11 protein-coding genes are annotated in these 14,035 nt (G+C 68.5%); 10 read left to right on the top strand and 1 reads right to left on the bottom strand.

The features are described from left to right. Positions 1 to 102 precede the first annotated feature (102 nt). From OHA18_RS07510 to OHA18_RS07485, 6 genes are all read left to right on the top strand, one after another. Entirely contained in the window at positions 103 to 1,146 is a 1,044-nt protein-coding gene (locus OHA18_RS07510) for an isocitrate/isopropylmalate dehydrogenase family protein (protein ID WP_329003061.1), read from the top strand. Further along, a complete protein-coding gene (acnA, locus tag OHA18_RS07505; RefSeq protein WP_329003060.1) occupies positions 1,143 to 3,593 on the top strand; it encodes an aconitate hydratase AcnA in 2,451 nt (816 codons plus the stop codon). Before OHA18_RS07510 ends, acnA begins: the two co-directional genes overlap by 4 nt. Then, on the top strand, positions 3,590 to 5,362 hold the full coding sequence (locus tag OHA18_RS07500) for an aldehyde dehydrogenase family protein (protein ID WP_329003059.1): 1,773 nt from the start codon (positions 3,590 to 3,592) through the stop codon (positions 5,360 to 5,362). Before acnA ends, OHA18_RS07500 begins: the two co-directional genes overlap by 4 nt. A 96-nt stretch (positions 5,363 to 5,458) precedes the next feature. After that, complete coding sequence (locus tag OHA18_RS07495; RefSeq protein WP_329003058.1) at positions 5,459 to 6,181, top strand: VIT1/CCC1 transporter family protein; 723 nt, start codon at positions 5,459 to 5,461, stop codon at positions 6,179 to 6,181. After that, positions 6,178 to 7,971: an FAD-binding protein gene (locus OHA18_RS07490; RefSeq protein WP_329003057.1), complete on the top strand. Its 1,794-nt coding sequence runs from the start codon at positions 6,178 to 6,180 to the stop codon at positions 7,969 to 7,971. The genes OHA18_RS07495 and OHA18_RS07490 overlap by 4 nt, the downstream gene beginning before the upstream one ends. A gap of 10 nt (positions 7,972 to 7,981) precedes the next feature. After that, positions 7,982 to 8,551: a Chromate resistance protein ChrB gene (locus tag OHA18_RS07485; RefSeq protein WP_329003056.1), complete on the top strand. Its 570-nt coding sequence runs from the start codon at positions 7,982 to 7,984 to the stop codon at positions 8,549 to 8,551. 19 nt (positions 8,552 to 8,570) lie between these two features. On the opposite strand, the gene OHA18_RS07480 is transcribed toward OHA18_RS07485, so the two are convergent. Then, positions 8,571 to 9,503 (bottom strand): MurR/RpiR family transcriptional regulator, encoded by a 933-nt coding sequence (locus OHA18_RS07480; protein ID WP_329003055.1) that lies wholly within the window; start codon positions 9,501 to 9,503, stop codon positions 8,571 to 8,573. Positions 9,504 to 9,680: 177 nt separating this feature from the next. Between OHA18_RS07480 and OHA18_RS07475 the strand changes: the two genes are divergently transcribed. Genes OHA18_RS07475 through OHA18_RS07460 form a run of 4 tightly spaced genes read left to right on the top strand, consistent with a single transcriptional unit; the run spans position 9,681 to position 14,028 of the window. Then, positions 9,681 to 10,865: a C45 family peptidase gene (locus OHA18_RS07475; RefSeq protein ID WP_329003054.1), complete on the top strand. Its 1,185-nt coding sequence runs from the start codon at positions 9,681 to 9,683 to the stop codon at positions 10,863 to 10,865. A 49-nt stretch (positions 10,866 to 10,914) separates the two neighbouring features. After that, positions 10,915 to 11,937: an ABC transporter substrate-binding protein gene (locus tag OHA18_RS07470; protein ID WP_329003053.1), complete on the top strand. Its 1,023-nt coding sequence runs from the start codon at positions 10,915 to 10,917 to the stop codon at positions 11,935 to 11,937. A 1-nt stretch (position 11,938) separates the two neighbouring features. Further along, positions 11,939 to 13,003, top strand: coding sequence for a FecCD family ABC transporter permease (locus OHA18_RS07465; protein WP_329003052.1), 1,065 nt, complete (start codon positions 11,939 to 11,941; stop codon positions 13,001 to 13,003). Beyond that, a complete protein-coding gene (locus OHA18_RS07460) occupies positions 13,000 to 14,028 on the top strand; it encodes a FecCD family ABC transporter permease (RefSeq protein WP_329003051.1) in 1,029 nt (342 codons plus the stop codon). The genes OHA18_RS07465 and OHA18_RS07460 overlap by 4 nt, the downstream gene beginning before the upstream one ends. Positions 14,029 to 14,035 lie beyond the last annotated feature (7 nt).

Raw genomic sequence — 14,035 nt, 5'->3', positions numbered from 1 at the left:
ACCTCCCTTCGGTTATAACGTCGGATCGCAGCATATCAAGGCACGAGACGGTTCTCGCGGAACACTTGACGTGAGTCGTTATAACGACTCACACTCCTGGGCATGGCGTATCGACTGGGAGTCCTCGACGGCGACGGCATCGGGCCGGAGATCGTTCCGGCTGCGGTTCAGGTGCTCGACGCGGCGCTGGCCGCGACCGGCGCCGATCCGGTCGAGTGGGTTTCGCTGCCGGTCGGCGCGACCGCGATCGAGACGCACGGCAGTGCGCTGCCCGACGTCACGGTCGAGACGCTGGACAAGCTCGATGGCTGGCTGCTCGGTCCGCACGACAGCGCGTCGTACCCGGCCGAGCATCGCGCCCGGCTGAACCCGAGCGGATTCCTCCGCAAGCACTTCGACCTGTTCGCGAACATCAGGCCGGCGCGCGCGTTCGAGGGGACGCCGGCACTCGTGCCTGGGCTCGACCTGGTCGTGGTGCGGGAGAACACCGAGGGCTTCTACGCCGATCGCAGCACCTACCGCGGCACTGGCGAGTACATGCCGACCAAGGACGTGGCGATCGCGATGGGGATCTTCACCCGGCCGGCGATCGAGCGGATCGCGCGGCAGGCGTGTGAGCTCGCATTGCGCCGGAGCCGGCACCTGACGATCGTGCACAAGGCCAACGTGCTGCGGACCACGACCGGGTTCTTTCTGGAGATCTGCCGGGAGGTCGCGGCCGACTACCCGCAGTTGCGGGTCGACGACTTCCACATCGACGCGATGACTGTGCATCTGGTCCGGCACGGGGCGGACTTCGACGTACTCGTGACCGAGAACATGTTCGGCGACATCCTCTCCGACCTGACCGGCGAGCTGGCCGGGTCGCTCGGTATCGCGCCGTCGATCAACGCGTCGCACGACCGGGCGATGGCGCAGGCCGCGCACGGTTCGGCGCCGGACATCGCGGGACGCGGACTCGCCAACCCGACGGCGATGATCGCGTCCGGCGCGATGCTGCTGGACTGGCTGGGCGTCACCGAGACCGCCAAACTCGTCGACCAGGCACTCCGGGCAGCCGTCGCCGGTGGTACGCGCACCGCCGACCTCGGCGGCACCGCCAGTACTTCGGCGTTCGCCGAGGCCGTTATCGGTGAGTTGACATGATCCAGCGGCTGGCGGGCATCGCACCGGATCACCTTCCGCGGACGCTGCGGATCCTGCTGGAGAACGCACTCCGGCACGGTACGGCGAGCGAGGTACTGCGGAACTGGGAGCCGGGCGTCACGGGCGAGCTGGAGGTGTACCCGTCGCGGGTGTTCCTGCACGACACGAACGGCGTACCCGTGCTGGTCGACCTCGCGGCGATGCGCGACGCGATGGTTGCACTGGGCAAGGATCCGGCGCTGGTGGATCCGGTGATCCCGGCCGAGCTGGTGGTCGACCATTCGGTGATCGCGGATGTGTTCGGCCGTCCGGACGCGCTGCGGCTGAACGTGGTCCGCGAGTACGAGCGGAACGCCGAGCGGTACCGCTTCCTGCGCTGGGGGCAGCAGACGTTCCGGCAGTTGAAGGTCGTGCCGCCCGGGGCCGGGATCATGCACCAGATCAACCTGGAGCACCTGGCGCGGGTCGTCGAGGAGCGGGACGGATGGGTGTTCCCGGACCTGTGTCTCGGGACGGACTCGCACACCACGATGGTGAACGGTCTCGGCGTACTCGGCTGGGGCATCGGCGGCATCGAGGCCGAGGCCGCGATGCTCGGCCAGTCGGTCTCGATGGTCCTGCCGCCGGTCGTCGGTGTGTCCCTGACGGGGACGCTGCCGGCCGGCACCACCGCCACGGACCTCGTCCTCACCATCACCGAGACCCTGCGCGCGCACGGTGTCGTCGGCAAACTCGTCGAGTTCACCGGTCCGGCGCTTGCCGATCTCCCGGTGCCCGACCGGGCCACGATCGCCAACATGAGCCCCGAGTTCGGCTCCACCGCGGCGTACTTCCCGATCGACCACCAAACCCTCGCCTACCTCACCTTCACCAACCGCCCCGCGGCGAAGGTCGCCCTGGTCGAGTCCTATGCGAAGGAACAGGGCCTCTGGCACGACCCCTCCGCAGAACTCCTGTACGACGAACACGTCGAACTGGACCTCTCCTCCGTCGTCCCATCGATCGCCGGCCCTCGCCGCCCGAACCAGCGCATCCCCCTGACGGACGCCAAGCAAGCCGCCGAGTCCGAACTCCCCGCAGGCCCGTTCACCAGCTCTGACGGGGTTGGGCATGGGGCTGTGGTTGTGGCGGCTATTACGTCTTGTACGAATACCTCCAACCCGGCGGTGATGGTGGCGGCCGGGCTTCTTGCCAAGAAGGCTGTGGAGCGCGGGTTGGTCAGCAGGCCTTGGGTGAAGACGACGTTGTCGCCTGGGTCTCGGGTGGTGATGGAGTATCTGGATGCGGCCGGGCTGACGCCGTACCTGGAGAAGCTCGGGTTTCATCTGACCGGGTTCGGGTGCATGACGTGTATCGGGGCGTCAGGGGAGCTGATCGACGACGTCGCGCAGGCAGTGCGCGAGCAGGATCTGACGGTCGCCGCCGTGCTGTCGGGGAACCGGAACTTCGAAGGCCGGATCCAGTCCGACGTCAAGCTCAACTACCTGGCATCGCCGCCGTTGGTGATCGCGTACGCGCTGGCCGGGCGGATCGACATCGACCCACTCACCGAGCCGTTGTCCGGTGACGTGTACCTGCGCGACATCTGGCCCCAGCCTGCCGAGATCGACGCGGTACTGCGGGACGTCCTCGACCCCGAGCTGTTCGAGCACGCGTACGACGACCTGTTCCTCGGTGACGAGCGCTGGCAGGACCTCGATGCACCGCAGGGCGAGACCTTTGCCTGGGGCAACTCGACGTACCTCCAGCAACCGGACTACTTCACCAAGCGCACCGGCGATCTGACCGGCGCCTGCGCTCTCGTACGCCTCGGCGACTCCGTGACGACCGACCACCTCTCACCTGCCGGCGCGATCCCGCGCGACAGCGTCGCCGGTCGCTACCTGAGGGACCTCGGCGTGACCGAGCTCAACACCTACGCGTCCCGCCGCGGCAACCACGAGGTGATGATCCGCGGTGCCTTCGGCAACGTTCGCCTGCGCAACCAACTCGTCGACGCCGAAGGGCCGCTGACACGTGGACCCGACGGCGCCGTCACCTCGATCTACGACGCCGCGATGGCCTACCGCGCAGCCGGCGTACCGATCGTCGTTGTCGCAGGCAAGGAATACGGAACCGGCTCGTCGCGCGACTGGGCGGCGAAAGGCCCCGCCCTGCTCGGTGTTCGCGCCGTTCTCGCGCAGTCCTTCGAGCGGATCCACCGCTCCAACCTCGTCGGCCTCGGCATGCTCCCGCTCGAGTTCCTCCCCGGTGAAGGTGACGACCTGACCGGCGGGGACCCGATCGACATCGACCTGCACGACGACGGCTTCGCCACCGCCCGTTCCGCCGGCCGCACGTACCGGCTCCGCGTCCGCCTCGATACGCCCCGCGAGCACGACTACTACCAGCACGGCGGCGTACTTCCCTATGTCCTGCACCGTCTCACCGAAGGGCAGCCCCTGTGATCGCCTCGATCAATCCCGCCACCGGCGAGCAGCTCGCGAGCTTCGAGCCGTACGACGAAGAACGCGTCGACCGCCTGCTCAGCGCCGCACTGTTTGCCCAGAGCAACTGGCGGCTGACGTCCATCGGCGAACGCACCGCGTTACTGCAGTCGATCGCGGACACGCTGCGCACCCGCAAGGACGACCTCGCGCACCTGATCAGCGCCGAGATGGGCAAGCCGATCACCGAGGCCGAGGCCGAGATCGAGAAGTGCGCGACCACCTGCGAGTACTACGCGGTGAACGCTGAAGGTTTCCTCGCTGCCGAGCAGGTCACCGCGGAGGGCAGGATCGAGGTCGAACCACTCGGCGTCGTGCTGGCCGTGATGCCGTGGAACTTCCCGTTCTGGCAGTTCTTCCGCTTCGCCGCCCCCGCACTGGCGGCCGGCAACGGCGCGGTCCTCAAGCACGCGAACACCGTGCCGCAGAGCGCGCTCGCGATCGAGTCCGTCCTCGCCGACGCCGGGATGCCGAGCGGTCTGATCGGGGTCGCCCTGGTCGAGACCGAGCAGGTCGCCGGGCTGATCACCGACCACCGGATCGCCGCGGTGACGTTCACCGGTTCCACCGAGGTCGGCCGGATCATCGCGACCCAGGCCGGTCAGGCGTTGAAGAAACAGGTCCTCGAGCTCGGTGGGTCCGACCCGTTCATCGTCCTCGCCGACGCCGACCTCGAAGCGGCCGCGCGGACCGCGGTGAAGGCGCGGTTCCTCAACACCGGCCAGAGTTGCGTGAACGCGAAGCGGCTGATCGTCGAGGAGTCCGTCGCCGACGAGTTCGTCGAGCTCTTCGCGATCGAGGTCGACAAGCTCGTCGTCGGCGATCCGCTGCAGCGCGAGACGACCCTCGGCCCGCTGGCGCGCGACGGTCTGCGCGACACGTTGCACGACCAGGTACGCCGTACCGTCAAAGCCGGGGCCACCCTCGTCTGCGGCGGCGCTCCGACCGGGCCGGGGTTCTACTACCTGCCGACCGTTCTCGACCACGTGCTGCCGGGGATGGCGGCGTTCGACGAGGAGACGTTCGGTCCGGTTGCGGCGGTCGTCCGGGCCCGTGATGCCGACGAGGCGATCCGGCTGGCGAACCAGACCGAGTTCGGGCTCGGCGCATCACTCTGGACGTCCCCTGAGCGCTCGGCAGACCTGGTACGGCGGATCGACGCGGGCGCGGTGTTCGTCAACGCGATGGTGGCGTCGGATCCCCGCTTGCCGTTCGGTGGGATCAAGCAGTCCGGGTACGGCCGTGAGCTTGGCGCCTACGGGATGCGCGAGTTCATGAACGTCAAGACCGTGTGGTCGCCGGAACCCGCGCCCCGGCTGGTGATCCGGCCGGATGAAACCGAGGTGTTCGACCGCGGCAGCGGCGTCCGCACGGTCCCGTACGTCGGCGCCTGGAACATCGACGCGAACCGGATCACCACCGGGACCACAACCTTTGCCGTCGGCACCGAAATCCCGATGCACTCGCACAACGTGGAGGAGTCGGTGCTGGTGTTCGCGGGACAGGCGACCGCGGTGATCGACGGCGAGCGGGTCGACCTGGAGGCGGGCGACGCGACCTGGGTGCCGGCCGGCGTACCGCATCAGTTCATCAACCGTGGCAGGGACGAGCTGGTCATCTACTGGGTCTACGGCGGCCGGGCGGTGACCCGCACGATGACCGCCACCGGGGTGACCGTGCAGCACCTGTCGGCCGCGGACCGAGGTGCCGTTGCAGCCAACGAGAAGTAACGAATAGACTGATGTAACAGGTGATGCATATTAACTGAGGTTACGCAAACCTCAGTGCGGGAAGGCTCACCTACCCTTGCGGAAGGAATGTTCCCCATGACCGCGGATGTTGCGGAAACCGAAACACCCGAGCTTCACCACTCGCATCGCGACGTGACCGGTGGCTGGCTGCGGCCGGCGACGTTCGGCGTGATGGACGGCCTGGTCTCGAACTTCGCCCTGGTCGCCGGTGTGGTCGGCGGCGGTGCGACCGGCAAGGTCGTCATCGTCACCGGGCTGGCCGGCCTGGTCGCCGGCGCCTGCTCGATGGCGTCCGGCGAGTTCACCTCGGTCTCGTCCCAGACCGAGCTGATGCAGGCCGAGATCGCGGTCGAGAAGCGCGAGCTCGAGATCCACCCGGAAGAGGAAGAGCGCGAGCTCGCGATGATGTACGAGGCCAAGGGCCTGCGTCCGGAGCTCGCCGCCGAGGTTGCGCGCGAGCTGACGGCCAACCCGGCGGTCGCGCTCGACACCCATGTCCGCGAAGAGCTCGGCGTCGACCCCAACGATCTTCCGTCGCCGTGGGTAGCGGCCGGCTCGTCGTTCGTGGCCTTCGCGATCGGTGCGCTGATTCCCCTGCTCCCGTTCATCTTCGGGGCCGCCTCGGTGCTGCCGGCGTTGCTGCTCAGCGCGCTCGGCCTGGTGATCACCGGCGGCATCGTCGGCAAGATCACCGCCCGGCCGTTCTGGTACGGCGGTGGCCGGCAACTCCTCCTCGGCAGCATCTCGGCCGCCGTCACCTTCGCTATCGGTCTGGCAGTAGGAACTGGATTGTCATGAACCTCGTAGTCACGGCCCTGGTGAAGCAGGTGCCCAAAGGCGACCACAGCGGCCGTCTCGACGCCGACGGCCGGCTCGAACGGGCCGGTTCGGTCGCCGAGATGAACCCGTGGTGCCGACGGGCCGTGGCGCAGGCGGCGCGGCTGGCGCGCGAGACAGGTGGTCGCAGTACGGCGATCACGATGGGTCCGCCGGCCGCTGTCGACGTACTGCGGGAAGCGCTGGCGTGGGGTGTCGACGATGCTGTGCAGTTGTCGGATCCCGCGCTGGCCGGCTCGGACTGTCTGGTGACCGCTCGCGCGCTGGCGGCCACGATCGGATTGCTCGACGACCCACCGGATCTGATCCTGGTCGGCAACAGCTCGGTCGACGGCAGCACCGGTGCCGTCGGGGCGATGCTCGCCGAACTCCTGGGCTTGCCGTTCACCGGTCCCGTCCTGGCACTCGAGCCGGTCGACGGCCGGCTCCGAACCACCGTGCAGTACGACACCGGGACAGAATCGGTCACCATCGACCTCCCCGCGGTGGTAGCAGTCGCCGAACGCTCGTGCGACCCCGCCAAAGCCCCCGCCGACACCTGGCCGGCCCCCGAAACGGTCCGCCAGGTCACCACCGCCGACCTCCCCGCGCACACCTGGGGCCTGCCCGGCAGCCCCACCAAAGTCGCAAAGGTCCACCCGGCACCCCTCACCCGAAACCCGGTCATCTTCCGCGGCCAACCCCAGATCCAGGCCGACAGAGCGATCGCCGAACTGATCACCCGCGGATGCTTCGAAGCGCCCGTGACCGGCGGGGAGAACGGCGGGGCAGGCCCCGCACTCCGTCCATCCTCCAACGAGCGGCCCGCAGGGCAGCGAGCCGACGCGGAGGTGGTTGCCCTGGTCGGACCAGGTCCCGTCGAGGGAATTCGTGCCCTCCTCGGTGCAGCGGCTGCGCTGGCCGCTGACCTGGGTGGATCCGTCACAGCCATCAGGTCGGTCTCAGGCGATCAGGACCTTGCCCGTTGGGGTGCTGACTCGGTCGTCGCGCTTGATGGGGATGAACCGCGGTCGGTGGCTCGAGCGCTGGCGGAGTGGATGGGGGAGCGGCAGCCCTGGGCTGTCCTGGGGGCCGCGTTGCCATGGGATCGGGAGGTGCTCGCCCGGCTGGCGGTCACGTCCCACGCGGGTCTGATGTCCGACCTCGTCAGCCTGTCCACCAAGGACGGGCGGCTGAGCGGACTGAAGCCGTCCGGCGGCGGCACCCTGGCGGAGATCGTCAGCCACGGCACCCCACAGATCGCCACCCTGCGGACCGGTCTGCTGCCGCTCCCGACCCCGCGCGCGGACCGTCCGCTGACCGAGCACATCCTCCACGTCGAGCCCGACGCCGCGATCACCCGCACAGAGCGACGTACCGGAGACGACGGCGACGCGCTCGACCGCGCCGAGGTCGTCATCGGTGTCGGCCGCGGCGTCCCACCGGACAAGTACGGCGAACTGGAGCCCGTCCGCGCTCTGCTCAACGCGGAGTTCGCCGCCACCCGCAAGGTGACCGACCAGGGCTGGCTGCCGCACGGACGGCAGATCGGCATCACCGGCCGCAGCGTCGCCCCGCGCGTGTACCTGGCCGTCGGGCTGTCCGGCAACCTGAACCACCTGGCCGGCGCGAGCCGGGCCGGGACCGTCGTAGCGATCAACACCGACCCGGCCGCGGAGATCTTCGCGCACTGTGACGTCGGTCTGGTCGCGGACTGGCAGGAGGTGATGCCGTACCTCGTCGACGGACTGCGGTCCCGTGTCAACGGATAACCTGTCCGGCATGGCGACCCGACGTACCAAGGCCAAGAAACCCGAGAGCTGGCTGCTGCTCATCTACAAGGTGCCCAGCGAGTCGTCCCGGGCCAGGGTGGCGGTGTGGCGGGACCTCAAGCGCCTGGGTGGGTTCTACGTGCAGCAGGCCGTATGCGTCCTACCGGACCGCGACGACCTGCGGGCCGGGATGGAGAAGGTCCGCGAGCGGGTCACCGAGTTGGGCGGTTCGAGTGTGTTCCTGACGCTGACCGATGTGGACGACGACGCCCGCGAGCAGTTCGTCGAGGGCTTCCGTGGTCAGTCGGCCAAGGAGTACGCCGAGATCGTCGAGGAGTGCGAGACCAAGTTCGTCAAGGAGATCGAGTTCGAGCGGTTCCGCGAGAACTACACCTTCGAAGAGGCCGAGGAGATTCGCCAGGACCTGGAGAAGCTCCGCCGCTGGCTCGCCAAGGTGGAGGACCGCGACTGGATGGATGCCGACGGCAAAGAGTTGGCGAGAGCCAAGGTGGCCGACTGTGAGCGGCTGCTGGAGGAGTTCGAGGCCGATGTGTACGAACGGACCGAGGGGACCGTCTGACCCTGCGCTCGATGCAGTGTCAGCCCTGGCGGCGCGGCGTGCGCTTGGCCTTGGGCAGTGTCAGCAACCCTTCGTCCGCGAGCGAGTACCCGTTGAGTTCCTCCCGGAGCTGGTTCATCCGGTCGGCGTAGCCGAGCGCCTGCTCCCGGTTCTGGGCCGCGACCGCGATCGTCAGCGCCTCGAGCAGGATCAGGACGGTCGCCTGACTGGTGAACGTGCCGGGCCGGCTCATCGGTGCGGACAGCACCACCTCGACCTCGTCGCGCAGCGCCTCGCCGAGCGTGTCGGTCAGCAGGATCACCGGCGTACCGATCGCTGCGCAGTGATCCAGGATCACCCGGGTCTCCCGGTTGATCCGGTTGTGGCCCATCGCGATCACCACGTCCTGGTCGGACAGCAGCAGCAGCCGGTCGGCGAGCCGGTAGCCGGTGTCGGACGCGGCCCGGGCCGGGTGCCCGATCCGGGTCAGGTGGGTGGCGATGTACTCCGCGACGCCCTCCAGACCGGCGAATCCACAGATCACCGTCTCCCGGGCGCCGATGATCAGCTCGACCGCCCGCCCGAACGCGGCGGTGTCGATCGAGTTCTCCGCCTGGGACAACCGCTCGACGTGATCCCGCAGGGTCGCCGTGAGCACTGCCGCCGGGTCGTCGCCGGCGGTCTCCAGACTGGCGCTGAGCCGGTTCGCAGGCGTCAGCAGACTCTGCAGATGCCCCTGCAGCGAACGCTTCAGCCCGGGCAGGCCGTCGAAGCCGAGGGCCTTGGCGGTCCGGACGACGCTCGCGTCACTGGTGCCGGTGGCGCGGCCGAGCTCCTCGGCGGACGAGAAGGCCGCCTCCTGCGGATGCGCCGACAGGTACTCCGCCACCCGGCGCTCGGTCGCGGTGAGCGTCCCGATCCGGGCGGCGACCCGCTCCTGGAGGGTGGGCGGTTTGGATTCCGCAACACTCACGACGGGCTCCTTCGCCTCGCAACACAACTGACCGGCACCTACCGATCATTTCATCCGGGCTGACCCAGATCACCGACAGGTAAACGATCTGCCGACTCGTTGACAGCAACTGTAGCAGTCACTACCGTCAGGTGAATATTCGTAGCAAACACAACGACAATCCCTCCGGAGACTTTCGTGACCGATCTCCTCACCATCGACCTCACGGCGACCGACGCCCGCGAGCGTGGCCGGCAGTACGGCGAGGCGGCCCGCGAGCCGATCGCGGCCTCGCTCGCGTTCTACGCCGAGTCGATGACCCGGAACAGCGGCCTGAGCTGGCCGGAGATCCTCGACCGGGCACCCGCCTGGGTGCCGGTGATCGAGGGGTACCTGCCGGAGATCGTCGACGAGCTGCGCGGCATCGCCGACGGTGCGGGCCGCGAGTTCGAGGAGATCCTCGCCCTGAACAGCCGCGGTGAGCTCACCAAGGGCAATCCGTTCAGCGCGGACCGCGACACCGAGACCGACGAGGGCTGTACGTCGTTCGCGATGCTCCAGCAGGGCAACGCGCTCGGGCACGTCTGGGCCGGCCAGAACTGGGACCTGTGGGACGCGGTCGCCGGCACGGTCGTCGTACTGCGGATCGCCCAGCCCGGCAAGCCCACGATCATCTGTCACGTCGAGGCCGGCCAGGTCGGCCGGCACGGCGCCAACTCCGCCGGGATCGCGTTGAACGCCAACGGTCTCGGCGCCGGCTTCGGTACCGGACTGGGGGTTCCGGGGACGTTCGTCCGCCGGAAGGTACTGGAGAGCTGGGACATGCACGACGCGCTGGACGCGCTCTTCGGCGTCCGGCAGAGCCTGTCCAGCAATCTGCTGCTCACCCATCGCGACGGTTTCGCCATCGACGTCGAAACCACGCCCGGCCGGCACGGCTGGATGTACCCGACCGACGGGTTGCTGGTGCACGGCAACCATTTCCAGTCGTTCGTGCCGGCCCAGATCGACCGTACCTACAAGCCGTTCTCGGTGGACTCGCTCTTCCGGACGCCCCGCGTCGAGGAAGGCCTGTCCCGGGCCCGTACCGACGGAACCACCGAGGAAGCGGTCCACAGCATCGTGCAGACCACGATGAGCGACCACTTCGGCCACCCGAACGCCGTCTGCCAGCACGTCGACCCGCGCCGGCACGAGCTCGACCGCTACTCCACGATCGTGTCCAGCCTGGTCGATCTGACCACCGGCGCGTATCGGCTCACTCCTGGCCTGCCTTGTGCGAACAGCTACCAGCAGGCGCCCTGGAACCTGTACGACGGTCCCGGTCCCGAGGACCGTCCGAACGTCCCTGGCCCCGAGCACGTTCTCGTGGCTGCCAGGTGATCCACACTCCAACCCCTGCAAGGCAGCTTCGACTCGAGGAGCGAACGCCATGTTGTTCTCCGCCACGAAAGTACGGCGCTCGATCGCCGCGCTCGCCCTGACCGCAGCCGCGGTCGCCCTGGCCGGCTGCGGCGGCTCGGCCGGTTCCGCATCCACCAACGCGGCCCCGAACGCGGACCGCGCAGCGGCCGCCCAGGGCGTCAGCTCGGACGTCAACCTGGACCAGTGCGGCAAGGCGACCCGCACGGTCAAGCACGATCTCGGTACCACCACGGTGACCGGTGACCCGAAGCGCGTGGTCGCGCTGGAGTACTCGTTCGTCGACGCGCTGGCCTCGGTCGGCATGTCGCCGGTCGGGATCGCCGACGACGACAAGCCGGAGCGGATCATCCCGCAGCTGAAGGAGAAGATCGGCGCCTACAAGTCGGTCGGGCTCCGGGCGACGCCGAACATCCAGGTGATCACCGCGCTGAAGCCGGACCTGATCCTGGCCGACACCGGCCGGCACAAGGGTATCTACGCGCAGCTGTCGAAGATCGCGCCGACGATCGCCTACGCCAGCCTCAACGGCAACTACCAGCAGGTCATGGACGGCGAGATGTCGACCGCGATCGCGCTGAACAAGTGCGACCAGATGAAGACCCGGCTGGCCGAGCACGAGAAGACCATGAACGATCTCAAGGCCAAGGTCCCGTCCGGTGAGAGCCGTACGGCGCTGTTCGCGGTCTCCTCCGACCAGGGCTTCACCGGCTTCCCGCCGAAGTCCTACACACCGGGCGTCCTCGCGCTGCTCGGGATCAAGTCGCCGCTGGCCGACAACTCCGGCGACGCGTCGGTGTCGATGACACTGGAGACGCTCGTCGCGACCAAGCCGGACGTGATGTTCATCGCCGGGCAGAACGGCAAGACCCTGGCCGACCAGTGGGAGAAGAGCCCGCTGTGGAAGGAAGTCCCGGCCGTCCAGAAGAGCGCCGCGTACAAGGTCGACCAGAACATCTGGTCGCGGTCCCGCGGGCTGCTCGCCTCGGAGATCGTTGCACAGCAGGCGATCCAGAACCTTTACGGGAAGTAAAATGTCCCTCACAACGGACACTCTGTCCCGGCCCGACGACGGGGACGCCGCGCACCGGCGTCCCCGCGTCACCACCAACCGGCAGCGGGTCACCTGGGTGGCGGCGGCGATGACGGTGCTGCTCGTCGCCGGTGCCGCGTGGAGCCTGTCGATCGGCAGCCAGCACATCGATCTCAGTACGTTGCCGCGGGCAATCTTCCACGCGCGGACGACGGACGAGCTGATCGTGCACTCGATCCGGCTGCCGCGGGTGGTGCTGGCGCTCTGCGTCGGCGCCGGGCTGGCGGTCGCGGGCGCGCTGATGCAGGGCGTCGCCGCGAATCCGCTGGCCGCGCCGGAGATCATGGGCGTCAACGCCGGCGCCGTGCTGGTCGTCGTACTCGCCGTGACGGTGGTGCCCGGTCTGGCCGGTGCGCCGACGATCCTGCTGGCTTTCGGCGGTGCCGCGGCGGCCGGTGTGACGGTGATGATGCTGGCCGGTTCGGGACGTGGCCGGGTGAGTCCGGTCCGGCTCGCGCTGGCCGGTGTCACCGCGAGCACGTTGCTGATCTCGCTGACCCAGGTGCTGATCATCTTCGACGAGAACTCGACCGACAGCGTGATGTTCTGGCTGGTCGGCGGTGTCAACAACGCCACCTGGCGGGACATCGGCAACCTGCTGCCCTGGCTGGTGATCGGCCTGGTCGGATCGTTCGCGATGGCCCGGCCGCTGAATCTGCTCGCCCTCGGCGAGGACATGGCCCGCGGCCTCGGTCAGAACGTCGAACGCACGCGGCTGATCGGGTCGGCGCTGGTGGTCGTGCTCTGTGGTGCGGCGGTGTCCGTGGCCGGACCGGTCGCCTTCATCGGATTGATCGTTCCACACATCACCCGCCGGCTGGTCGGCTCCAGCTATGTGGTCCTGCTGCCGTTGTGTGCGATCGGCGGCGGCGTGCTGGTCCTGTACGCCGACATCGTGTCCCGGTACGTGAAACCGCCGTTCGAAGTACCGGCCGGAGTCGTCACCGCATTGATCGGTGCACCGATCTTCGTCTACCTCGCCCGCAGACAGAAGGTGACCTCATGACTGTGAGCACAGTCGTCGCCCAGCACGTACGACGTACCTCGCTGGCCAAGCGGCATCCGGGGATCCTGATGGGATCGCTCGGAGTTCTCGCGCTGCTGCTGACGTTCTACGGATTGAAGGTGGGGGCGACCGCGGTGTCGCTCGGCGATGTCCTGCGGGCGTTGGTGGGTGACACCTCGACGCAGGCCTCGCAGATCGTCGTCCAGTTCCAGCTGCCGCGTGTGCTGCTGTGCTGGCTGGTCGGTACGGCGCTCGCGGTGTCCGGGGCGGTCATGCAAGGCGTGATCCGGAACCCGCTGGCGGCGCCGGACATCATTGGTGTCACCAAGGGTGCCGGCTTCGCGGGCATGCTGTTGCTGCTCGCGATCCCCGGTGTCAGCGCGGTGGCCGTCGTACCCGCTGCCTTCATCGGTGGTGTGCTGGCGGCTGCGCTGGTGTACCTGCTGGCGTACCGCCGAGGGGCGACGCCGGTCCGAATCGCCTTGGTCGGTATCGCGGTCAGTGCGGCGTTCGAGGCGGGCATCCGCTTCCTGCTCGTGCGCAACCCGCTCGACGTGAGTGCAGCGCTGATCTGGTTGACCGGCAGCCTGTTCGGCCGGTCGATGACGTCGGTCCTGGAGATCCTGCCGTGGGTCCTGGTGCTGGTGCCGTTGATCGTGGTGTGGAGCCGCAAGCTCGACGTCCTCGGTCTCGGTGACGACCTCGCAGCCGGGCTCGGTGAGCCGGTCGAGAAGACCCGGCGGCTGTTGCTGTTCTTCGCCGTCGCTCTGGCCGCCGCGGCGGTCGCGGTGGCGGGAACGATCGGTTTCGTCGGCCTGATCGCGCCGCACATGGCCCGCCGCGTGTTCGGCGGCAAGCACCTCGCGTCGATCCCGGCCGCTGCCCTCTTCGGCGTGCTGCTGATGCTGATCGCCGACATGCTCGGGCGCGGGCTGGCCCCGCCGCTCGAGATCCCCGCCGGTCTGGTGACAGCCGTCGTCGGGGGCCCGTACTTCCTGTACCTGCTCGTGAAGACCGGAAAGTAGGAGAGCG

The sequence above is a fragment of the Kribbella sp. NBC_00709 genome, assembly GCF_036226565.1.
Lineage (GTDB): Bacteria > Actinomycetota > Actinomycetes > Propionibacteriales > Kribbellaceae > Kribbella.
This window is presented reverse-complemented; position numbering and strand designations above follow the sequence as displayed.

Excerpts from the sequence above, each read along its gene's own strand:
- OHA18_RS07510 (WP_329003061.1), top strand. The coding sequence starts at position 103 with ATGGCGTATCGACTGGGAGTCCTCGACGGCGACGGCATCGGGCCGGAG.
- acnA (WP_329003060.1), top strand. The coding sequence starts at position 1,143 with ATGATCCAGCGGCTGGCGGGCATCGCACCGGATCACCTTCCGCGGACG.
- OHA18_RS07495 (WP_329003058.1), top strand. The coding sequence starts at position 5,459 with ATGACCGCGGATGTTGCGGAAACCGAAACACCCGAGCTTCACCACTCG.
- OHA18_RS07490 (WP_329003057.1), top strand. The coding sequence starts at position 6,178 with ATGAACCTCGTAGTCACGGCCCTGGTGAAGCAGGTGCCCAAAGGCGAC.
- OHA18_RS07485 (WP_329003056.1), top strand. The coding sequence starts at position 7,982 with ATGGCGACCCGACGTACCAAGGCCAAGAAACCCGAGAGCTGGCTGCTG.
- OHA18_RS07470 (WP_329003053.1), top strand. The coding sequence starts at position 10,915 with ATGTTGTTCTCCGCCACGAAAGTACGGCGCTCGATCGCCGCGCTCGCC.
- OHA18_RS07465 (WP_329003052.1), top strand. The coding sequence starts at position 11,939 with ATGTCCCTCACAACGGACACTCTGTCCCGGCCCGACGACGGGGACGCC.
- OHA18_RS07460 (WP_329003051.1), top strand. The coding sequence starts at position 13,000 with ATGACTGTGAGCACAGTCGTCGCCCAGCACGTACGACGTACCTCGCTG.